The 20,531-nt window shown below is 43.3% G+C and carries 24 protein-coding genes and 1 pseudogene; 6 read left to right on the forward strand and 19 right to left on the reverse strand.

Annotated features, from left to right (window positions below; all coding sequences use genetic code 11):
• The 6 genes and pseudogenes from Q369_RS0108485 to Q369_RS27575 all read right to left on the reverse strand — a co-directional run bounded on the left by Q369_RS0108485 (window position 1) and on the right by Q369_RS27575 (window position 4,101).
• The gene (locus Q369_RS0108485) at window positions 1-858 is read right to left on the reverse strand and encodes an IS3 family transposase (protein ID WP_157488114.1); all 858 of its coding nucleotides are present in this window, start codon (window positions 856-858) and stop codon (window positions 1-3) included.
• Window positions 859-878: 20 nt separating this feature from the next.
• Window positions 879-1,172, reverse strand: a complete 294-nt coding sequence (locus Q369_RS0108490; protein ID WP_084165687.1) for a transposase — start codon at window positions 1,170-1,172, stop codon at window positions 879-881.
• A gap of 338 nt (window positions 1,173-1,510) precedes the next feature.
• Window positions 1,511-2,068, reverse strand: a complete 558-nt coding sequence (locus tag Q369_RS27565) for a peptide deformylase (RefSeq protein WP_445438675.1) — start codon at window positions 2,066-2,068, stop codon at window positions 1,511-1,513.
• A 225-nt stretch (window positions 2,069-2,293) separates the two neighbouring features.
• Window positions 2,294-2,722 (reverse strand): Crp/Fnr family transcriptional regulator, encoded by a 429-nt coding sequence (locus Q369_RS27570; protein WP_229206774.1) that lies wholly within the window; start codon window positions 2,720-2,722, stop codon window positions 2,294-2,296.
• A gap of 317 nt (window positions 2,723-3,039) precedes the next feature.
• Window positions 3,040-3,123: pseudogene (locus tag Q369_RS29655) on the reverse strand (hypothetical protein); the annotation flags it as partial.
• 12 nt (window positions 3,124-3,135) lie between these two features.
• Window positions 3,136-4,101, reverse strand: coding sequence for a helix-turn-helix transcriptional regulator (locus Q369_RS27575; protein WP_051663976.1), 966 nt, complete (start codon window positions 4,099-4,101; stop codon window positions 3,136-3,138).
• Between the two features lie 88 nt (window positions 4,102-4,189).
• On the opposite strand from Q369_RS27575, the gene Q369_RS0108515 reads away from it, so the two are divergent.
• Together Q369_RS0108515 and Q369_RS0108520 are read left to right on the forward strand one after the other, a co-directional pair.
• Window positions 4,190-5,383 (forward strand): FAD-dependent oxidoreductase, encoded by a 1,194-nt coding sequence (locus Q369_RS0108515; protein WP_031527381.1) that lies wholly within the window; start codon window positions 4,190-4,192, stop codon window positions 5,381-5,383.
• Complete coding sequence (locus tag Q369_RS0108520; RefSeq protein WP_031527382.1) at window positions 5,370-5,750, forward strand: hypothetical protein; 381 nt, start codon at window positions 5,370-5,372, stop codon at window positions 5,748-5,750. Before Q369_RS0108515 ends, Q369_RS0108520 begins: the two co-directional genes overlap by 14 nt.
• Window positions 5,751-6,277: 527 nt before the next feature.
• Here the strand turns inward: Q369_RS0108520 and Q369_RS0108525 are convergent.
• The 12 genes from Q369_RS0108525 to Q369_RS0108580 form a co-directional block, all read right to left on the reverse strand.
• The gene (locus Q369_RS0108525) at window positions 6,278-6,808 is read right to left on the reverse strand and encodes a glycosyl-4,4'-diaponeurosporenoate acyltransferase CrtO family protein (protein ID WP_031527383.1); all 531 of its coding nucleotides are present in this window, start codon (window positions 6,806-6,808) and stop codon (window positions 6,278-6,280) included.
• A 24-nt stretch (window positions 6,809-6,832) separates the two neighbouring features.
• Entirely contained in the window at window positions 6,833-7,948 is a 1,116-nt protein-coding gene (locus Q369_RS0108530) for a serine hydrolase domain-containing protein (protein WP_031527384.1), read from the reverse strand.
• 89 nt (window positions 7,949-8,037) lie between these two features.
• The gene (locus Q369_RS0108535; protein ID WP_031527385.1) at window positions 8,038-9,603 is read right to left on the reverse strand and encodes a carbon-nitrogen hydrolase family protein; all 1,566 of its coding nucleotides are present in this window, start codon (window positions 9,601-9,603) and stop codon (window positions 8,038-8,040) included.
• Window positions 9,604-9,900: 297 nt separating this feature from the next.
• Window positions 9,901-10,584, reverse strand: coding sequence for a phytoene/squalene synthase family protein (locus Q369_RS27580; RefSeq protein WP_310588981.1), 684 nt, complete (start codon window positions 10,582-10,584; stop codon window positions 9,901-9,903).
• 186 nt (window positions 10,585-10,770) lie between these two features.
• The gene (locus Q369_RS0108545; protein WP_031527386.1) at window positions 10,771-11,484 is read right to left on the reverse strand and encodes a hypothetical protein; all 714 of its coding nucleotides are present in this window, start codon (window positions 11,482-11,484) and stop codon (window positions 10,771-10,773) included.
• Window positions 11,485-11,501: 17 nt separating this feature from the next.
• Window positions 11,502-12,266: a LytR/AlgR family response regulator transcription factor gene (locus Q369_RS0108550; RefSeq protein ID WP_031527387.1), complete on the reverse strand. Its 765-nt coding sequence runs from the start codon at window positions 12,264-12,266 to the stop codon at window positions 11,502-11,504.
• A 46-nt stretch (window positions 12,267-12,312) separates the two neighbouring features.
• Window positions 12,313-13,356: a sensor histidine kinase gene (locus Q369_RS0108555; RefSeq protein ID WP_031527388.1), complete on the reverse strand. Its 1,044-nt coding sequence runs from the start codon at window positions 13,354-13,356 to the stop codon at window positions 12,313-12,315.
• An 81-nt stretch (window positions 13,357-13,437) separates the two neighbouring features.
• Complete coding sequence (locus Q369_RS0108560; protein ID WP_031527389.1) at window positions 13,438-14,391, reverse strand: fasciclin domain-containing protein; 954 nt, start codon at window positions 14,389-14,391, stop codon at window positions 13,438-13,440.
• A gap of 343 nt (window positions 14,392-14,734) precedes the next feature.
• A complete protein-coding gene (locus Q369_RS0108565; RefSeq protein ID WP_031527390.1) occupies window positions 14,735-15,139 on the reverse strand; it encodes a hypothetical protein in 405 nt (134 codons plus the stop codon).
• Window positions 15,139-15,603 (reverse strand): hypothetical protein, encoded by a 465-nt coding sequence (locus Q369_RS0108570; protein WP_031527391.1) that lies wholly within the window; start codon window positions 15,601-15,603, stop codon window positions 15,139-15,141. The genes Q369_RS0108565 and Q369_RS0108570 overlap by 1 nt, the downstream gene beginning before the upstream one ends.
• 120 nt (window positions 15,604-15,723) lie before the next feature.
• The gene (locus Q369_RS0108575; protein WP_031527392.1) at window positions 15,724-16,002 is read right to left on the reverse strand and encodes a hypothetical protein; all 279 of its coding nucleotides are present in this window, start codon (window positions 16,000-16,002) and stop codon (window positions 15,724-15,726) included.
• A 105-nt stretch (window positions 16,003-16,107) separates the two neighbouring features.
• Window positions 16,108-16,788 carry a VCBS repeat-containing protein gene (locus tag Q369_RS0108580; RefSeq protein ID WP_157488116.1) on the reverse strand — a complete coding sequence of 227 codons (681 nt, stop codon included), beginning with the start codon at window positions 16,786-16,788 and terminating at the stop codon, window positions 16,108-16,110.
• A 215-nt stretch (window positions 16,789-17,003) separates the two neighbouring features.
• On the opposite strand from Q369_RS0108580, the gene Q369_RS0108585 reads away from it, so the two are divergent.
• A complete protein-coding gene (locus Q369_RS0108585; protein ID WP_084165709.1) occupies window positions 17,004-17,750 on the forward strand; it encodes an MBL fold metallo-hydrolase in 747 nt (248 codons plus the stop codon).
• 9 nt (window positions 17,751-17,759) lie between these two features.
• Window positions 17,760-18,335, forward strand: coding sequence for a GrpB family protein (locus Q369_RS0108590; protein WP_157488120.1), 576 nt, complete (start codon window positions 17,760-17,762; stop codon window positions 18,333-18,335).
• Between the two features lie 67 nt (window positions 18,336-18,402).
• Here the strand turns inward: Q369_RS0108590 and Q369_RS0108595 are convergent, their stop codons facing one another.
• Window positions 18,403-19,182, reverse strand: a complete 780-nt coding sequence (locus Q369_RS0108595) for a hypothetical protein (protein ID WP_035333180.1) — start codon at window positions 19,180-19,182, stop codon at window positions 18,403-18,405.
• Window positions 19,183-19,509: 327 nt separating this feature from the next.
• On the opposite strand from Q369_RS0108595, the gene Q369_RS0108605 reads away from it, so the two are divergent.
• Entirely contained in the window at window positions 19,510-20,193 is a 684-nt protein-coding gene (locus Q369_RS0108605; protein WP_229206775.1) for a response regulator transcription factor, read from the forward strand.
• Window positions 20,194-20,204: 11 nt separating this feature from the next.
• A complete protein-coding gene (locus Q369_RS0108610) occupies window positions 20,205-20,531 on the forward strand; it encodes an Hpt domain-containing protein (protein ID WP_084165688.1) in 327 nt (108 codons plus the stop codon).

A 20,531-nucleotide genomic window follows, 5' to 3' on the forward strand; every position in this document is an offset into this window, starting at 1 on the left:
TTAGACTTGGTTGTTGATTGTAATGGTTGATCCTTCTTTTTTCATGGTACTTACTTTCAGCTGTATATGCTTTTGATTTGGTGTTAGTCCCTTCATTGATCTGTGCGGATGCTTGCTGTTGTAATTGTCGAGCCACTTATCCGACAAAATGCGTAGCTGCTCCAGGGAATCAAAAAAGTATGCATCCAGGACGTCTTCCCGATAAGTTCTGTTCAGTCTTTCGTTGTAGCCGTTCTGCATCGGCTTTCCTGGCTGAATAAATTTTTGCTCAATCTGCTTTTCTTCGCACCATTTGGCCAGTTTCTTGCTAATGAACTCCGGGCCATTATCAGTTCTTATTGATAACGGCAATCCGCGCTCCAACTCTAACTGCTGCAAAATTTGTATTACTTTACCAGCACAGATGGAATAGTCTGCATGCGCTGCAAGTGCTTCTCTACTAGCGTCATCCATGACTATTAACGTTCGCACGCGTCTGCCAGAGCTAAGCGCATCGCTCACAAAATCCATGCTCCAGGTTTCATTCAACGTTTGAGCCTCGATTAAGGGCTGCTTTGGTCGTTTCAGAATACGCCTTTTTCGCTTACGCCTTAATTTGAGATCCATACTTCGATAGATTCGAAGCACTCGTTTGCGATTCCAAGGCAGGCCTCTGTTTCGCAAATTACCGCGCGGCGGACCGCCATAATACCAATCGAAACCTCTGGTGGGATGTTCTTCTGCCAGCTCATTAAGCACGTCTACAACAGGCATGTCGTCCTTGACCGTTTTGTAATAAAAGACACCCGTACTTAACTGCAAAACTCTGCACGCCCGCTCAATGCTAAATCCAGTTTCCTGAGAAATGTCGGAAACAATTAGCCGCTTCTGAGCAGGCTTTAAAGCTTTTTTTCGATAATCTCTTTTGCCAGTCTATGATCCAGAGCCAATTCCGCATACATGTGTTTCAAACGACGGTTCTCCTCCTTGAGTGCTTTCAATTCGGAAAGTTCCGAAGCACCCATACCGCTGTACCTCTTGCGCCAATTGTATAATGTGGCTTTGGAGATACCATTTTCCCGAGCAACGTCGGTTGCTTGCTTGCCAGAATCCAAATCTTTGAGGATTTTGACGATCTGAGTTTCTGCGGACGCCGCGCGGTGAACGTTTTTCCCTTCATAGCAGATTAAAATTAGAAAATTTGTCTAATTCATCACCACTCTATTTTTGGGGAAGCGTACACACTCACCTGAAGCTGTATCAATAAAGTCGGGAGTGCCCTCAATAAACGATCTTAAGGAGAATTTACTTAGGATAGGTGAGTGACTTTTAACCTCTTTACTTCGCCGTTATAAATCAAAACAAGCAAGCGAAATGAGGGAAAGCGCGAAGGGAAAAGACGGCTTGCTGACGCTGGCCCGGATCAAAGATTTCTGGGTTGAAATATAACATTCAGCTGCATGCTGCGAAAATTGGTTGGAACATACTGACAGGAGCAACGTGCAGCAAGCATTATCAAAGACTACCACCGCTATTGTAAAAATTCAATAGGATACATTATCTTAACATTACCCCTTCTTAGCCGTTTTAATTTGTTTTCCAACAGTTGCCGCTTCAATATGTCTAGATGGTCTAAATATAGAATACCCTGCGTATGGTCATATTCGTGTTGGATCATGCCTGCAGTTTTGCCGCTGAATGTTTTTGTCTTTTTATCAAAGTGCCGATCAGGATATTCAAGTGTAACAGACCAGTTTCTGGGTACAAGCCCACCTATGCCCGGAATACTCAAACACCCTTCTTCCTGAAACCATACGGATTTGGATCGACTGATGACTTTGGCATTTGTAAATGTTTCTACAATGCCAGTGTCTCCAGTTTCAAAATATTGTTTCCGCTCGTCAGGATTGTATGTTTCGTAGATAGATTTACTGTCTACGATGAACAGGCATAGCGATTGGTTCACCTGGGGTGCGGCAAGTCCGCAACCGTTTGCGTTATACATGGTGTCCCACATATTACTGATCAGATCATCCAGTTGGGTGTATTTACTGGTACCTGTGCACAGGGCTGCCGTAGCACATTGCATCTATAACCAAGAATCGGAAGTATCATTTTAAATCAGAGTTTTTGGCAAAAAACTGATATATCATAGACCTGGGCAATGAACAAATGTTAACAAATTTGCTTTCGCACTCTGCTCAGTGCTTGTGGAGTGATGCCAATATAAGAGGCTACATATTTTAGAGGAACATTCTTTAAGATTTGAGGCTGTTTGCTGAAAAGGTTCAAATACCGCTCTTTGGCTGTATGGTTAACAAGCCGATAGCTCCCGCTGCGCTTTCATCACCAAAAGCCGTTCTGTGAATAGTCTGCCCAGGTAGTTTCCCACTTTTGTATGATCATAAATGTCTTGCAAACTGGAATAGGAAATTTGCCAGCTCACCGTTTTTACTAGCGCCTGGACAGAATACTGAGATGGGGTTTGGGATAGAAATGAGTCGTATGCACCGGCAAATTCTTTCTCAAAACTGAAATTGAACGTTAGTTCGTCATCCTCCTTTGGGATGTAATAACGGGACATTCCGGTTTCAATAAAGTATAGGTTCTTTCCCCGCTCGTTTAGCTTGACAATATCTTCCCCCTTGTGAAATACTCTGCGACCGAAGCAGGATGCAATAAAGTGCCAATCTGATTCAGGTATTGCACCCAGTTGCTTGTAATATTCCTTCAAGTATCCCATTGTATAAATATTAATGATAAAGGCTTGTTATGTGCATTTAATCAGTAGGCCATCGCACGTTATTATGCGATACAATATTATCAAAATGGAAAAAACCTACCTGGCCAGATAAATTTAACTGTCACAGCTCATTTCGTCAAATAATGATGTTGAACAAGTTTTGTATCAAAATGCTTTACGGTTTGGGGTTCGACCAATTGCTTGGGACGAAGATCTTAAATAGTCATATGCTCGAGTAGGTAGGGGTTCATTGTCAGGAGGCGAAAAATGGTATGAAAGGAAGTTCAGAAAGAAAAAGTTGCCCGTAATCGTTTAAGCTATATAATTTTAGACCAGGTTACTTTCTCGTTCTTAACCGCCTTCGTACCCAAACAGCTTAATGCCAACAATACCAAATCAAATACTTTCGTATACTATTGCTTCAGATTACTCTGAGTCCATTTCTTGGGTTTGGAGCCAAAGTGCCTTTCAAACAATCTCCCGAAATAACTTAAATTACTGAAGCCTAACTGATAACCTGCCTCAGAAACGGATAAATGTTCTTCTCTTAAAAGTCTAGCGGCCTCTTGCATACGCAAATATTGATAGTATGGATACATGCCTTTTCCGAATACTTGCGTAAAAACTTTGCGAAGTTTAATTATATTCATACCACTTAGTTTTATCAATTCTTCCTGCGCAAATGGCTGGTCCGTCGAAGCAGCAATTTTGTCTCGGACGCGATAGACTGATTCTATTTCGTATTTCGATAAATTTTGATGCGGAGTATCTTCTCTTATCAATAGATTTTTAAAAAGATAAAATATTAACTCAAATGACTTCAATCGATAGTAAGCGTCCGATAACGTTTTTGAAGAGGCAATATCTGCAACTTCGTTTACCAATACAGCTAGTTCTGGCGACATAAACTCTTCTATCCAAAGTGTTTTTTCATTATCGAAAAGGTAGTCAAACCGCTCGTGATCTTTCCCTATAAACGTCTTCAAATAGTCAAGGCTTATGATGATCGTTATCTGCTGAATATTCATGTCTTTAGGGAAGACAACTTCACTTTCAGTATTCAGCGGTACAATGCGGACGTGTGGCTGTACATGCTTCAATATATTTTTGTCGGCAGCGGATGAGTTTAATGATAGGTTGACAATATTCATAAATGAGATTAAGATCCCATTTTCTATCAGCTTTATCGGTTTTCTCCGAAAGTGAAATGTTTTCTTTGCTATAACAGAGCGAATCATCAATAACATTGCGGGTAAGAGATCTACGATTTTGATCTCATTAAGCTCTAGCACTTTTAATTCCTCTGCATATTGCGTTAGCGAAACCCCCAAACGCTCCGCCCAATAGATCATCTCCTGTTTGTTGTTCTCCTTTTTCATCTTTATGGACTATTTTTTATGCTTTAGCAGCTATTTTAGCATTGAAAGTATGAATAAGTTTGCATTATCAATTTAAAAAGCAGAAAAAATGAAAAAGCACATCCTAATATCCGGTGCGGGAATAGCTGGTTTAACGGCAGCCAATTTCTTAGCGAAACAAGGTTATACTATTACGATTATTGATAGATCGAACTCGTTCAGTAAAGCCGGATTTCTTATTTCGCTGAAAAGTTTCGGGGTCAGAATCATGGATGAACTGGAGTTAACCCAGAAACTTCAGGCAGAATCGTCCCCGTCTGAAACAGTTCATTTTGTAGAAAGCAATGAGGAAATCATTCGAAGCATCAAATATGATAAAATGAATGAAAATATCGAACGTTCGGTACTCATATCCCGCGGCGGGCTGCATCATGTTTTGTATGAGGCTATCAACAACGATGTAAATATACTTTTCGATACAACGATTTCACAACAGGCGGAACAAGCAGGTAAGACGATAATTATGCTTTCAAACGGAGATACGATAGTAGTTGATTTGGTAGTTGTTTCGGAAGGATTGCGTTCTGTTACCAGAGAACGTTACTTTAATAATTGCCAATTAGAAGATTTTAATATGCTTTATATGGGAGGAAAATTGATGCAAAGGCATTCGCATCAGGTTGGTGTTTTTAAGATATATATTGACGTCAAAAAGATGTTGTCTATATATCCAATTGCGTCGGATGAGATTGCCGTTCAGTGCTATATCCATAGTACACAAGATATAGGAACGATCAAAAATAATGCTTCTTTAATTCTTAAAAATTCTTTTCATGATTATGAGCCCGAAGTAAAGAAGCTGTTAGATGATCTTTTGGATAACGGCTTAGTTTTCGTTGATAAAATGGGGATGATTAATGCTTCAGGTCTAGTGAGTGGAAACTTGGTATTGCTGGGAGATGCAGGCTATTGTCCAACAGCCCTATCAGGCATGGGCGCATCGTTATCTATTTTTGGGGCAAAGGTACTGGCACATCTTATAGCGGAATACCCGGATGATATTTTAGCCGCCTGTGAAAAGTACAATAGACTGATGCAGCCGATAATCGAAAAGTTTCAAACCAATGCAAAAAATAACGCCGCATCTTTCATACCGAAAGACGAGGTCGATTTAGAGAAATTCGTCAAAAAGTTCCAGTCTGCAAGCGATAAAGATGTTCAAAAGATAATGACTGAGCCTATCGTGCTTACAAAAGATCAGGAAAATTTTATAATTAACAAGATAAGTCATGAAGTTCAGTAAGATATTATCCGTTGTGTTAGGATTCGGAACAATCGGATTGTTGAGCTCCGTCTTAGCAAAAATCCAGGGATATGTATTCCCCGGTTCATTGGCGTTGTTTGACAATTCCATCGCCGGGAGCCACGATATTATTCAGTATTTTATTAAACTATTTTGCGTGTACATCAGTTGTTTTATGGGAGGACTTGTATGTGCTTTATTAAAAGGAGGGCGGCGGGAAATACTAATTATTGTCGGATGTATTACCATCGCAATTGGCTGGTTATGGCTGAGTGTGGGACAGCCCATTTGGTTTTGGACGTTCTTAGTTTCGGGTGTTTTCCCTTTTTCATTTTTGGGAAGCCGAAATAATTTTGTCAGAAAATAGAAATCGTATTCTATGAGCTATTGCTTCCTTTTCCATTGCGCTTTTTTCTTCATTTTATTGGCAAACGCCTGTTCTTCGTAATCTTCTCCTTATACTTTGGGCAATAACTCGCCTAATGCTTCAATAAGCCGTCTCGTGTTTGTCCGGAGTTAAGAAGTCGAACAAATGGTGTGGTTCTTCCGCAAGAAAATCTGCATCATTTCATGTATGGCAGCAATCATCATTTGAACAGACTAAATCGTCAGTTCGAATTTTACGAAAATCTCTGGGCAACACACAAAAGCATTGAATTCTTCTGTTAGTAGGTCTGCGATCAAAATATTCTCTCAATTTACGATGCAATGCAGCTAGTGACGTCGAGGTGAGCTATTGAGTGAGCAGTCTTTTTGAAGAGTTATAGTTAATTGATACATAGGAGTTTGGTGTATAGTTCGACTCCCCGCATCTTCACTGATTGAAGAATCAAAACTTACAAAAACCCGCAAAATTAATTTGCGGCTTTTTGCATGTAGAAGGCGCAGGGTTTCTCACATCACTCTCTCCAACCGACTCAGCAATTTTCGTATTCTCAATCGGTTGTATTGCTGCAATAAGATAGGGTATACATTATATATGATATTCCAGACGGAAATCAGCAGGGCCATTCTGATGTTTCCGACAGGTAAGGCACTGATTGCACTGAGGGCAAAGAAAACAAAACAGCTGTAATGATATCTTTCCTGAAGTGCGATTTTACTCAGGTATGTACGGGCACTTTGTCGGTTGCTGATCAGTACGTTTTTCTTGCCAAAATGTTGATTGATTTTTTTGACAAGCAAGCCGTCCTGAACCAGCCAACGCATCATTCTTACTCCTACTAATTCATAAGTTCGGGGTTTTGAACTTAGGTTTAAGGTCGAGATCAACTTCGCGGGAATATTAAATGCGAACACACTGACCACAACAATGATATACAAAACCCATACAGATCGCCCTTCCGAAAAATACTCACCCCAGTACCATCCAACCACACTGAATGAGACAATGGTCCAGAATATATTGATCAGTTGATTGACCATAGAATTGTACAGTATAAAGAATCGCTACTGACCTGTTTTATCGTAAAGCAGTTCAATCAGTTTCCGCCAATCTATGTACGACGAAAGCTCGCCATTCGTCAGAATAGCCAACCCATTCTTTGAATGTGGATCGTAAAGCATGTAAGTCGAGACACCAGGACCATGCCCATTGTGGCTATACATAGGTGTTTCAGTGTTCAATAAATATAAGAACCAGGTATGATAGCCCAAGCTCATATCCTTGGGCGTGATTGATTGCACAGCCGCGCTATCGATTATAGCCCTTCCATTGTATAAGCCATTGTTAGTCCAGCATATCAAAAAATTTGCAAGATCCCCTATGTTGCAACGAAGCTGGCCAGCTGGATAATCCGGGAAAGTACTTTGGTGTTGTGTCTCGTAGGTTTTTAAGGAATCAGAGAAAGTGTAAGGAGTCGCAAGCATACTTGGGTCGGCTTTATCCAGAAACCAGTTGGTATGGTACATCTGAAGGGGAGCAAATAGGTACTTTGTACAATATTCATGGAAAGGCATCTTCGCAATGCATTCAACCAAATATCCCAAAAGCGCATATCCTACATTTGAGTATTCAAACTTTTCACCGGGGGCAGCTTGAATGAAATTTTTTCCCGCGTGATAATTTGCGCCATCCACTGCAAGATAGTCTCGTATAAATTTGTTCAATTGAATTTCGGGACCTTTGTAATCGCCCTCCCAAAAAGGAAGAAGATAATCTAAATCATCGCGTATCGAAGACCTGTGCCTCAGTAACTGCCTGAATGTGATTGGTCGTCCTGGGTAATCTGGACTTTTTACCGCAAATGGCAAAAAGCGGTTGATGTCATCGTCAAGTGAAATAATCCCATTCCCCAACAACTGAGTGATGGCCGCGGCTGTTATCGTTTTTGAAAGAGAAGCTATCTGAAAAATTGTATTTTCCGTAACAGGAACTTGTTTTTCCAGATTTTGATAACCGTAGTAACCTGTATAAGCAATCCTTCCTCCTTCTACCTTGGCAAAGGCCAGGCCTGGTATGTTCAGCCGTTTCAGTTCAATAGAAATGTCAGATTGATTGCGATTCTCCTGCGCTAAACATGGATAGATTCGCAATACAAACAGAAAAATCAGTAAAACCCGCATGAAAGAATTCAGTCCTGGTATAAAATTCGCAATATAAGTCCTACAAACTTCATTACTTAACGCTCTCAGCTGTGGCGTGTAACCCTCCGCTAAGTATGTTTAATTGCTACACTCTTATTCTTGCGCGTTACTGAATAGATATCGCTCCTTCTGTCTTTCAAATTCCGGACACTTCCAAACTGGTTCAATTCCCGCAGCATATCAATATCTACATCTGCAATCAGGATCATTTCAGTGTTGGGTGTAGCTTCCGCTTTGATCCCATTCGTAGGAAATGAAAAATCGCAGGGGGTAAAGACCATCGATTGCGCATATTGAATATCCATATTATGAACTTTCGGCAAGTTCCCCACGCTGCCTGCGATTGCCACGTAACATTCATTTTCAATGGCTCTTGCCTGGGCACAGTTCCTTACTCTGGAATAGCCGTTTTGGGTATCAGTAAGGAAAGGCACGAACAGAATGTTCATTCCTTCATCGGCAAGAATGCGGCTTAATTCGGGGAATTCGACGTCATAGCAAATCAGGATACCTATTTTGCCGCAGTCAGTGTCAAAAGTTTTCAGTGCGTTGCCGCCCTGCATACCCCATACTTTCGCTTCATCAGGAGTAACGTGCAGCTTTTCGAAGCGTTCAACCCCGCCATCCCTTTTGCATAGATAACCCACATTGTAGAGACTATTACCAACCACTTCCGGCATGCTCCCCGTGATAATGTTGATATTATAAGAAATAGCAAGCTCAGAAAACCGCGTAACGATTTTTTCTGTAAATTCTGCAAGCTTTCTGATCGCGTCAGGTTCCGAAAGATGGTTGTAATCCGACATCAATGGAGCGTTGAAAAACTCCGGGAATAATGCAAAATCACACCGGTACCCAGACACCGCATCCACAAAATACTCGACCTGCTGCATCAGTTCGTCAAAGTCACTGTACAGCCTCATTTGCCATTGTATCAAACCTAGCCGGATAATGGATTTCTTGAACGCAGCCCGATCAGAAATGTTCTCGTAATAAACATTATCCCATTCAAGAAGTACTGCATATTCATTAGAATCCTTGTCGCCTTCCAGGTACCCTTGCAGTATCCGCGCAGGGTGGAAATCGTTGGACAACTGAAAATTCAAAACCGGGTCGTGAATGTCCTTGTTGCGCACCTTTTCAATGTATTCCTTCGGCGACATCAAATGAGAATATTGATGGAAATTCGGGATCCGGCCACCGAATACAATCCCTTTCAAATTCAGTTTCTCACAGAGTTCTTTCCGGTAATCATACAATCGCCTGCCCAATCGGAGGCCGCGATACTTAGGGCGAATGAAAACATCAATCCCGTAGAGAATATCTCCCTTATCGGTGTGGGTATTAAAACTGTAATTTCCTGTTATCGCTTTGTAGGTGTGTTTGGAATCGACCTTTTTATAGTCAACAATAATGGATAGCGCGCAGCCGGCCAGCTCATTATCAACTCTTATTCCCACTTGTCCCTCGTGAAAAACGCTGATTAGCGTCTTAATGTGATGCTCTTTCCAATATGCATCCGGCATACTGGAATAGGTTTCAATCATCATTTCCTTTATCTCCTCGTAATCTTCCGGTTTGAGAAAAACCAGCTCTATATTCTCGATTGTCTTATTGTCTTTGGTTGATTCCATGATAAATTTCCCGTTTACCTGTGTTAACAGATCTTCGGTTCGGGACTGATTTTGTGGTTGTCGATTAGTTTAAATTCAATTTGCTTCAAGATCGCTCCGTCTTGAGCAAGGCTACCAGTTTGCGTTGGGTCTGCGACGTGTGGTGCTACTTATATTGCAAAAGTACAATAAAGTGGTAAGGAATGAGCGGGAAGATTTGAGCAGAAGCAAACCTTAATCACATTTGACATCTGCTTCAAGTCGAAAGAATGTGAATGGAGCAGCCACTTACCTAAAAACGGAATAAAGCGGCATTTCTTATAACAGGTCAAACTGATGTCTGATCAGGGAATGCATCATCAGCCAGATCTTCTCGTGGTTGGGGATCCTGATCCTGGTATCCATCACCTTTTCTGCTGGTGTCGCCCTGATCCGCAGGAAAAGCTTTTGGTAGTAATAATAAGCCAGGTAAACGCCGCGTCTCGACGAACCGGGTAACTTTTTGATACCAATTAATGCCTGCTCAAAATCATCCTGGATCTCGCGCTGGATAATTTCCTTGTTTTCACTCGAAAAACGGGTGAAGTTGATCTCCGGAAAATAACTGCGTCCAAGATCCTCGTAATCGGCTTTCAGGTCGCGCAGAAAGTTGACTTTCTGAAATGCTGCGCCCAATCTCATCGCATAATACCGCAGGTCATCATATTGGGCAGTATTCCCTTCGGTAAATACACGCAGGCACATTAAACCCACCACTTCGGCTGAGCCAAGCACATAATCCTGGAAACTATCCTGATCATGCTGCTTTTGACCCAGGTCCATTTCCATGCTTTTTAGAAATGTATCAATCAACGACCATTCAATGCAGTATCGGTTTACAACCTGCTGAAAGCTATTCAGGATTGGGTTAACGCTGATTCCGGCTGCAATTGCATCGGCGGTATCCTGCCTGATCTTGGCCATTAATCCGTGTTTGTCATAGCCATGAAAGCTGTCTACGATCTCATCGGCAAGACGGACGAAACCGTAAATGCTTTAAATCGGATCGTGGAATTTGGGCTGCAGGAAGTGGATTCCGAGTGAAAAAGAAGTGCTGTACAGCTGCGTGGTTTTCTTGCTGCAAGAGACCGAAAGTTGGTCATACAAGGCCTTCATGACATATTCATTTTAATAGCTTACAATTTTTGGTCAAAAAGAAAAACCTGCCCTTAATGTGAGCCGGTTGAAATCTTCCAACTTTTCAATACCGGTCTGGGTAACCGATGATCTTTGAAAACGATAGCCCGCGCCTATGACGAAACCGGTGTTGCCGCTGAAAAGCAGCTTGAGTCCCAGCCCCGCCGAGAATGTGGCGCCGCCGCCGAACCGGACGCTGTCCACGTCATTGGAAGTCGCATTGAAACCATAACCGCCTTCGAGAAAATAAAAGGGGATTTTCGAGCCTTTGCTGGTCAGATCGCCGCGGAGGCTCAACACGACCGGTACGAATGTCTGCACTGCATACAAATCAGCTCCGATTCCTACGCCTGTGTAAACCCATTGATTGAATTTATATCCGTTCGTAGTCTGAAAGGAGAATGCAGAAGTCGTGACGCCATTCGAAGCCCGGTTGCTCATCGCCAGCGGCCCGAGTTCGGTGTAATGGACAAATCCTTTTGTCTTGTATAGTACGTTGGGGTTCGCGCGCTTTTCCTTTAAGAGCGTATCGACTTCCTGTTTTTGAAGAACCCAAACGCTTTTATCGTACGTTTCTATCCGGTAAGCCGGACCTGCTTCGAGCAGTCGCCCGCGGATCACTGAGCCGTTTTTCAGGTGCACGCTGACTTGTTTTTCCTCCTGTCCAAATGCTTTGTAGGAACCGGCGGCAAGCAGCAGCATCAAAAATTTAAATACCAATTTCATGAGGTGAAGGATTTTTTCTAGTTGTCAAGCCAGTTTTTGAATTCCTGACTTCTGTATTTACTGATGAAAATGTCCTGGTCAAAAGGAGGTTTCAGATAAACCTGTAACCGGTAGCTGAGCAGGGTTTTGACTTTCTGGATAGATTCAATCCGGGCGATGACTTTGCGGTTCATCCTGAAAAACAGGGAAGGATCAAGCACTTCTTCAAGGCTTTCCAGCTTGCTGTCCATGAGGTACTTTTTACCGTCGGTACTCACCATAAATACGACCTTATCATCCGCATAGAAGTAGGCTACTTCCTCCACATTCTTGAAATGAATGGTATCTGCATACCTGACCAGAAACCGGGTTTTGTATTTTTTAGTCAGCTGCTGTATCGTGGATCTCAGCTTTTCAATGTCCGACGCGGTAATGTTCCTGTAATCACGGTTCAAGCTGTGGTATTTATCGAGTGCGCGGCTTAATTCGGCCTTATCCAGCGGTTTGAGCAGATAGTCAATGCTGTTGATCTTGAAAGCCTGCAATGTATACTGGTCATAAGCGGTGGTGAAAATGACCGGACTTTTGACGGTAACTTGCTCGAACAGATCAAAGCACAGTCCGTCGGCGAGATGAATGTCGAGCAGCAGCAGATCCGGCTCCGGATTCTGACTAAACCAGCTGGCTGCGTCTTCCACGGAGTCCAGGATATCCAGCACCTGAATATCCGGGTCGTATTCTGTTAATAGCTGTGAAGCCCTTTTTGCCGAAAGCGCCTCGTCTTCTAAAATAAGTACTTTCATAACGGTGGGTAAGGAGCGTTGATTCGCACGCAATGCGCTGCTTTCTTTAAGAACTCTGGGTTTCCGGTTTAAGGTGTATTAATGGGATTGTTACGCTAAAAGAATGCTCGTTCTCCTGAACACTGATGCCATGATGCCCGAGAAAATCATACCTTCTTGCAATATTGGTCAGTCCGAGGTGTGTGGATTGATCTTCGCTCACTTTCTTTTTCTGCAGGTTATTTCTCACAGTGATGGATTGATCGTCCAAACACAATATTTCAATATGTAAAGGCTTGCTTTTCGAAACAATGTTGTGTTTAACAGCATTCTCCACGAGCATTTGAAGAGAAACCGGGAGTATGTATGCAGAGAGGCAACTCTCAGAGATATTGATATCGATACTTAACCCGGAATCGAAACGTGTTTTGAGCAAATACAAATAGGAATGGATAAAGCCGATCTCATCGCGCAAATGGGTCAGCTCGCTTTCATCGCTCTTTAAGATATACCGGTAAACGTTTGAAAATTGCTTTACAAATTCAATGGAGGCATTCGTATCCTGACCGATCAGCGCGGTTAACACACTCAGGTTATTGAATAAAAAATGAGGGTTAACCTGATTTCTTAAAGATTGAAGCTGTGCCTGACTACTGATCCGTTTATAGGTTTCCAGCTGCTGGTGACTGGATTCCAGCTGCTGCATGTAAAGAAAAATGACGTGAATGGTATTCAGGAACAAATTGATCCGGAAACAAAACATGAGCAGCAGCTTCATCGGCAGCAGCCATTCCCGCCAATTTTCTGATAAAGCATAGCGCGCAGTGGGAATGCCAATCAACAACGCGGCAAGCGCTGTAATAACCAGACTGCCCGCAAAATTATAGAGAATTCTTAACCAGAACGGTTTGATCTCCCTCTCAGAAAGCCAATTGTCCCAAAACCGGTTACCTTCCCAAATGGCGGCTGTAACTGCAAGAAAGAGTAAAAAGATAATCCACCTGTCCGCACCAACATGGTAGTAATCAAAAGTTTCTATCAGCAATGTATTCAGAAATGAATACCCGCCGAGCAAAAACATGAAAACGTACCGGTACCTGAGTTGGAACATGATTCTGGCAAATGGGCTATAAAAAAGAAAGACTGGCAAGATAACGCAACGCGCCAATCTGCCAATCTTTCCAGTACTTCATTAAGGCATTAACACCTTGTCGATTACATGTATCACACCGTTTGTTGCCAGGATGTTTGCAGCAGTGATGTTCGATGCACCGCTTGTCGCTCCCACTACTTTGGCGCCGCCAGCAAGGTCGAAAGTGAGTGTACCGTTTGTGTTGGCTGTTGTAACAGGCGCTGTTACATTAGGCAGATCCGTAGAGAATACACGGTTTGGCAAAACGTGGTAGAGCAGCACACTGGTAAGGAGCGCACGGTTTGCAGGCGCGAGGAGTGTTGCTTTTGGCGTCGTTCTATAAAGCTCGCGAAAGGCTGCATTGGTAGGGGCAAATACAGTTAATCCACTCGTAGCCGACGAAAGTGCCGTTGCAACAGCCGGATCCGCCGCAAGTACCAGCGAAACGAGTTCAGTAAAATTCGTATCCGCCTGGGCAATTTCTACCAACGATCTGGTAGGCGGCACAATCACATTGTCGATGACATGGATAACCCCATTTGTAGCAGACACGTCGGTGGCAATTACCTTGATATTACCATTGATGAAAACGCCGTCTGCATTCTTGGATAGATAGATATCGTTATTTGTATTTACCGTTTCCACAGTTCCGCTTGTTACATCGGCCGCCTTCACCGAGCCGCTGATCACGTGGGAGGTAAGAATGGGCGTGAGCGCTTCTTTGGTAAGTGAATTCAGGCTTGTTATCCCAGCTTTCGCAAATGCATCATTATTAGGAGCAAATACTGTAAACGGACCTGTTCCCTGAAGCGTAGTCACCAACTCTGCTTTTGTAAGTGCAGCCACGAGCGTCGAAAACTCCGGATCGGCGGAAGCAACTGCAGGGATATTTCCTGTTACGGGATTTACTGTCTGGTTGTCGTCATCATCATCATTGCAGGATGAAAGCGAAAAAGCCATTAAAGCAGCCACCGCGCAGGTTTTCAAACTTTGGTTTCTTAGCATTGTTTTCATGATTTTAACTGTTGAAAGTTGTGAAAGATTGATAAAACACTTACCCAAGCAACCCTTCCTTGATTTGATTCCGTTCCTTGATAAGAGCCAACAGTCCACCGCAGCGCGTGAAGTGGTAAAAAGTGGCAGTGAATGGCAATTTTTGCAGAGCTTTAAGCCAAATACAAGGAGCCCTCCAAGTTGTACAAACCGCTCAACCGCGAATGAAGTGAAGCAATCATGAAGATTGTTGAGCCTGCATGCACCGTTAAAGAGAGGCTTCGGTGCTTAGTTGATCTTGAATGCTATGCGAATGAGAGAGGTTAGTCTAGAAAGTAAGAATAAGTCACAACTTGTAGAATCCTTATTTCATACGATCAAAAATTAACTGCTCCTTACTTGCGTGCTTCACAACAGAAAGCAGCTTTCCCGATTTTATATCTGAGATTAGATCTTTTAGGAGTTGCGTTTTGGCTTCGTCAGTGATATTGGGTGATCCGTCCGGTCCGGTCTTTGGATGAAGGAACATTAGATACAAATTATCGTCCTTAATAACAACGTAAAAGTAGGTGCGATATCCCCCGGAGCCGCCCAGGCGCTTTTTGATATAAAGATTTTCAGCGTTGCCGCCCAAACGCCTGCCAGCTGAAAGATCTATCTTTTCTGCGAAAAAATATTCGATGATCTCCTTTTCCAAATCTCTGTAAGCATTCTTTTTAATGAGCTTTTTGAATATCTTCTCAAACGCAGTAGTACAGAAAACTTTCATCAAAGATTTTCAAGTTCATTCATAGCGTCATTGAACTCCTTAGAAGCCGGCAATGTGACAATCGCCGATTTCAGATCTGAAATCGCTTCACCCAAATCCTCGATAGCCGCCTGATATGCTTTGAACTCCTGCTGGGCAATTCCGTTATTAATGATGGGCTGAATGCGCTCGATATGTTCCAGCTCCAAATTATACCAGGTCTGAGAAGAATCAAGTAATTCGATTATTGTTTCCCTGACCTTTTCGTCCTCGCTATCTACCCAGGTTAATTCGCCTAAATAAGAACTGACAGTTTTCGCACCAGCGGTCTTTTTTACCAGGCTATCCTGTAATTGGTTGATATGCAGGCTTAGCGACGACACCAAATCCTGCTGGTCTTTCACGCTTTTTATAGTTGCCGGCGTGGAAACCACGCTTCTCAACCCCTGAGTTAGTCTTTGGATATTTGGCTTGGTGGCGATCATTTTTGAATTTTCGTGCGGTCTAATCTGGCTAACAGGATAACAAATTAATAAGAAAAAAGAGTCTCTCAAAGAAAAAGCTGGGTGTCAGATCTGCTGATCAACATAACTTTTTACCTGCATTCACAGCACAGAAAACAAAACAGTTGCCAGCAGCCAGCTGGCGGCGAGAATGTACATTGTCCAAAGCTTCACTTTCCAGGATTGATTTGGGAGTATATATCTGATCCCGAAAGTCAAGCCGAGCGTAATTGCGGACGAAATGAAATGCAGTTTGAATGATGTATCGTCCAGGTCCAGCGCTTTTCTGAGAAGCAAGAAGACAATCGAATTCGCATTTAGTATGGTTAAAATAAAAATAGTACCACCCCACTTCTGTTCTTTCTCCTGGGTCTGATCCATATCATTTCAATTAATCATTGTCAAAAAACGGTGAACATTCTCAGAAAGCCGATTACGATGCAGCATTTACTCAATTAATTGCTTTCTTCCATCCTCATCCAGAGACTATTGCTGCTCGTACTCGCGCGGTTGTTTCGACATCAGCTTGCGACGATCTGCGTCTGTCAGGTTGGTGAGCGCCTTGTTTGTAGGCTTAATGCGAAATGGCACAAGTTTTGGATAGCCATACTTCAAACTTACATTGCTTAGTTTTTTGCCTGAAAACTGGTACAGCTCGTACTTCCAATAGCTATGCTTCCTAAACTGGATCAAATCTTTGGCAACTATTTCATACACCTTATCGCCGTTGAAATCAGTTTCAGGCTCCATCGAAAAGTCAAAAAAGGAAACTTTGGAATAAGAACCATCCGGCTCGCTGATCAGGTAGAGCTTCCTTTTCACCTTCGGGGCCAGCGGGGAAGCGCCCTGAAAATTGAAAAATATCTTCATGTCCAGCCGGCCGTCGTTATTCAGGTCAGCAGCGAAGGCAGTATCCGGACAGCTTTCCAGATTGACTGTCGGCTCACTAAATTGCTGCACCTGCCCGGTACCGGCTTTACACAACACTTCAATTCCATTCTCTTTTGTGGCGATCAGGCGAACTTGGAGTTGATCTGAGAAAAACTGTATTGTATCGCCGCTGCGGGATACGGGAATTGACTGATAACGGATCGGCTCAGGCTTGTTTTCAGATGGATTATGCTGCAACAACGTGCAGAACACCAGGTTTAAAACAGGTAATAGCAATGTAAAAGATCGGTTTGGTAATGGAAATAAATCAAAACTGTGACATCGTACGGTACAGATGCTCGTTAGTACGATTGGAACATCGAAATTCGCATTTGGAAGCTAAACTATTGCTGTATTTCGAAGTGACTTTTTACTTTCAGGTAATTTTTAACCCGATCCAAATTCAAAATATAATCGCCCGGAATATCCGGATCCGGCACTGTACATTTTACATGACTGAGAAACTGCTTATTACGCCATTAAAAATCGACTTTCCGTCTGCTTACGGAACTGATACCATCTACCCGGTGCTGATTGAACTTGGCCATCGTAAAATCCTGGTGGATTGTGGCTATCCTGCTTTCGGACCTCTACTGGAAGACGCATTGAAGCAAATTGGAGCCAACCTGGCCGTAATTACAGACATCATTATTACGCACCATGATCTGGACCATGTAGGTGCATTGGCCGAAATTTATGAGGCAAATCCCGGAATCCGCATTCATGCATCGGAACAGGAAAAGCTTTTTGTAGAAGGATTAGCAAAGGCTCCCCGGCTCGTGCAGGCAGAAGCGCTGTTTGACACACTTCCAGATGATCAGAAACCCGGCGCAATCGCATTTCAATCGCTGCTGGAAAATATCCGGCCGGCTCCTGTACATCAACTACTATCAGAGGAAACGGACAATTTTGGAGGAATAAAAGTGATTGCCACTCCCGGTCACACGCCCGGGCATGTTTCACTTTACATTCCAAATCAAAAAACGCTCATAGCCGGGGATGCGGTGGTTTATGAGAATGGGATACTCGACATCGCCAATCCCGGATTTACACTCGATCTGCGCCAGGCGATCGCCTCCGTTTGCAAGATTGCAGCCTTCGATATTACCAGGCTGATTTGTTTTCACGGAGGAACAGTCGAAAATCCCCAGCCATTGTTTTCTGAGTTAGTAGAACGCTATCAACAGCCGCAGTCTTAACCTGTTTGTTTGAAAAATACAATGATCGAGATCGTTCCTTATCAACAGAGTTGGCCGCAGCAGTTTCATCAAATCGCGGGCAAGCTTAGAGACGCGACCAGAACCTGGGACGTCGGCACCTATCATATTGGCTCGACTGCTATACCCGGTCTTGCTGCGAAGAATGTGATCGATATTCAGGTATCGGTCAATGCATTCGAGCCGCAAATGGAAGAAGAGTTTGTCAGGATCGGCTTTAACAGAATGCATTACTTGACAGATCATCAGCCGCCTGGGCGGGACGACCTGAATGGTGAGCAGCTTTATAAATGGTTCTTTCACCTCAGGGATCCTGCTGTAAACCTCCATGTTCGCAAACGGGGAATGTTCAACGAGCGGTATCCGCTGCTGTGCCGAGATTATTTGCGTTCACATCCGTATGCTGCAAAAGCTTACGAAGCAATTAAAATTGGTCTTGCCAAACATTTTCCCGACGACCTTGCTGCCTATTACGAGATCAAAGACCCCGTTTTTGACGTATTAACGGCAGGTGCAGAGATATGGGCCAGGACCGTGAACTGGTCACCCGCGAAGACTGACATATAGATAAACAATATAGCCCACGGATTTCTGATCCGAGGGCTATATTGTTAGCAGCGTATATTTATAAATATTACAGTGCTGACGGTTCGCTGTAAAAGAAGTCGTCCATAATTACCAGGTCATTGTCGGCATTGTCGGCGTATTTATTGCTGATGGAAGTGGATCCCGCCGTGATGGTGACCTTGGTAACTTTGCTGTCAGGAAAAATAGCTCCGATGAAAGAAAAGCCGTTTGCATCTTTTCTGGCAGGGGCAGTGAATTTTCCGAGACTTTTGTCTCCTTCAAAAAATTCAAGCGTCGTAGAATTTGCCTTGTCAACATCTGATAAAACAACGCCAAATCCTTTTACGAAAGCCGCAGTCGCGGTGCCTGGTACCTTAAACGTTACATCCATTTTGTTGCTTCCAACTGCCGAAAAAGTCCGCGCGGGGCTGAATGCATTGAATTGTTCTTTGTAGCCGGAAACCAGATCACTGAAATTCTTGTCGCTGATCCGCAATCCCTTTCCCGGCGTAGAGAACACTGCTCCGCGCTTTCTTCCGGCAGCTACAGCGGGGTCCGTACTATTGAAAAAGTCACCGGGGAAAGTATCTGTATTTGTCTGGTTATCAGGAACTCCGTCCCAGTTTATTTCACGTCGCCCAACAGTCTGCCCCGGCGTGGTATTCAGCTGGTCTCCAAGTAAGGTCCTGAACGATGATATTTGCGCACTAATGTCGCCGCTGCCCTTTACTTCGGTGAAGTTGACAGACGGTGCAGGCGTGTCGGGTTCGTTGTTAGAGTTACACGCTGACAACAGTGCAATGCAAGCCAATATTCTTGCTTTTTTTACAATAGATTGCGAATTCATAACTGAGTTTTGATGAGATAGTTGATACTTTTTTGATGTTGACAAAAGTACCAGTCACAGTTTGGCGCAAATTGAAAGAAATGCTAAAAAGTGTAAAAAAGTATAAAAGGCAGCAAGTGAAAATGGTATACTATATTATTGATTAAGAATCGATTAAATAAATTGTGGAGCAAATTCGGCGATTTCGCTGTAAGTTGATTTCAAATGGAATTCGAACGGCCAAACCATTAAATAAGAACTTTAACAAACAGGGGGGCAAGTGGCGCTATTCACCTATTTTTGCCGCCTTTGATTCTGACATACGCACCTAAACTCAACACCATGGAAATGCCAAAGCTGTTACTGATCGATGACGAGGTCCAGTATAGTGAATTGACCAAGGAGTACCTCGAAATGAAAGGCTGCAAAGTCATGCTCAAACACGACGGGCAGGCGGGTCTCGACGCATTTAAGCTGCATCCGTTTGACCTCTGCGTTCTGGATATTAAAATGCCGAAGAAGGACGGGTTTACATTGGCCGAAGAGATCAAGGAAATCAATGAAATGACGCCGATTATCTTCTTGACAGGGCAGTCGTTGAAGGAGGATAAAATCAAAGGCTTGACGCTGGGTGCCGACGATTACCTTACCAAACCATTCAGCATGGAGGAACTTTACCTTCGCATCCGCGCCATTTTAAAAAGGGTAAAAGTGCAGGAAAAAGCGACTCCCACAGATCAGTATCAATGGGGAGATTCGAAGTTCGATCTTGAACTTCGGGAGCTGACCGTCGCCGGCGAAAAGATCAAGCTTACTTCCATCGAGTCCAAGCTGCTCAAATTATTCTGCGAACATCAGAACAAAGTCCTCACCCGCGATGTGGCGATGATGGGAATCTGGGGCGACGAGGAGCATTACCGGGGATATAGTCTCAACGTATATGTCAGCAAGCTGCGTAAATTCCTCAAAGCAGATCCTTCTATTGAAATCCTGAATCTGCATGGGGAAGGTTATAAGCTGGTGTATAAGTAAACCGCAGCCGGATGATGGATTTATCTTTGTTAAAGAATTTGATGTCAGGTGATGAAAAGCTCGTCGCCAGCTTCATTCAAATATTCAAAGCACAGGTTCCCGCCCAGATCGAAGAGCTGCCGCGCCTTTGTGAAAACGAAGAATGGGAAGAACTTTCAACTTCGCTTCACAGCCTGAAAACCCAGTTCAGTTACGTTGGAATGGCCGCTTTTGCTGAACAGATGCGGGAAATGGAAGAGAGTGTCGACAACGGCGAAACAGCTCTCATAGGTAGCCAAATCGCCGAATTTACCGGAAAGTTTGACGAGTTCTGGCAAACGGAATTCGCTGAAAAATAG

It is taken from the genome of Dyadobacter crusticola DSM 16708 (genome assembly GCF_000701505.1).
Lineage (GTDB): Bacteria > Bacteroidota > Bacteroidia > Cytophagales > Spirosomataceae > Dyadobacter > Dyadobacter crusticola.

Bases quoted from the DNA above. Each gene is read 5' to 3' on its own strand.
- Q369_RS0108575 (WP_031527392.1), bottom strand. From the start codon at position 16,002: ATGGATCAGACCCAGGAGAAAGAACAGAAGTGGGGTGGTACTATTTTT.
- Q369_RS0108565 (WP_031527390.1), bottom strand. From the start codon at position 15,139: ATGAAAGTTTTCTGTACTACTGCGTTTGAGAAGATATTCAAAAAGCTC.
- Q369_RS27565 (WP_445438675.1), bottom strand. From the start codon at position 2,068: ATGCAATGTGCTACGGCAGCCCTGTGCACAGGTACCAGTAAATACACC.
- Q369_RS0108550 (WP_031527387.1), bottom strand. From the start codon at position 12,266: ATGAAAGTACTTATTTTAGAAGACGAGGCGCTTTCGGCAAAAAGGGCT.
- Q369_RS27575 (WP_051663976.1), bottom strand. From the start codon at position 4,101: ATGAAAAAGGAGAACAACAAACAGGAGATGATCTATTGGGCGGAGCGT.
- Q369_RS0108555 (WP_031527388.1), bottom strand. From the start codon at position 13,356: ATGTTCCAACTCAGGTACCGGTACGTTTTCATGTTTTTGCTCGGCGGG.
- Q369_RS0108525 (WP_031527383.1), bottom strand. From the start codon at position 6,808: ATGGTCAATCAACTGATCAATATATTCTGGACCATTGTCTCATTCAGT.
- Q369_RS0108570 (WP_031527391.1), bottom strand. From the start codon at position 15,603: ATGATCGCCACCAAGCCAAATATCCAAAGACTAACTCAGGGGTTGAGA.
- Q369_RS0108585 (WP_084165709.1), top strand. From the start codon at position 17,004: ATGACTGAGAAACTGCTTATTACGCCATTAAAAATCGACTTTCCGTCT.
- Q369_RS27570 (WP_229206774.1), bottom strand. From the start codon at position 2,722: ATGGGATACTTGAAGGAATATTACAAGCAACTGGGTGCAATACCTGAA.
- Q369_RS0108520 (WP_031527382.1), top strand. From the start codon at position 5,370: ATGAAGTTCAGTAAGATATTATCCGTTGTGTTAGGATTCGGAACAATC.
- Q369_RS0108595 (WP_035333180.1), bottom strand. From the start codon at position 19,182: ATGAATTCGCAATCTATTGTAAAAAAAGCAAGAATATTGGCTTGCATT.
- Q369_RS0108545 (WP_031527386.1), bottom strand. From the start codon at position 11,484: ATGAAATTGGTATTTAAATTTTTGATGCTGCTGCTTGCCGCCGGTTCC.
- Q369_RS0108560 (WP_031527389.1), bottom strand. From the start codon at position 14,391: ATGAAAACAATGCTAAGAAACCAAAGTTTGAAAACCTGCGCGGTGGCT.
- Q369_RS0108530 (WP_031527384.1), bottom strand. From the start codon at position 7,948: ATGCGGGTTTTACTGATTTTTCTGTTTGTATTGCGAATCTATCCATGT.
- Q369_RS0108605 (WP_229206775.1), top strand. From the start codon at position 19,510: ATGCCAAAGCTGTTACTGATCGATGACGAGGTCCAGTATAGTGAATTG.
- Q369_RS0108515 (WP_031527381.1), top strand. From the start codon at position 4,190: ATGAAAAAGCACATCCTAATATCCGGTGCGGGAATAGCTGGTTTAACG.
- Q369_RS0108535 (WP_031527385.1), bottom strand. From the start codon at position 9,603: ATGGAATCAACCAAAGACAATAAGACAATCGAGAATATAGAGCTGGTT.
- Q369_RS0108610 (WP_084165688.1), top strand. From the start codon at position 20,205: ATGATGGATTTATCTTTGTTAAAGAATTTGATGTCAGGTGATGAAAAG.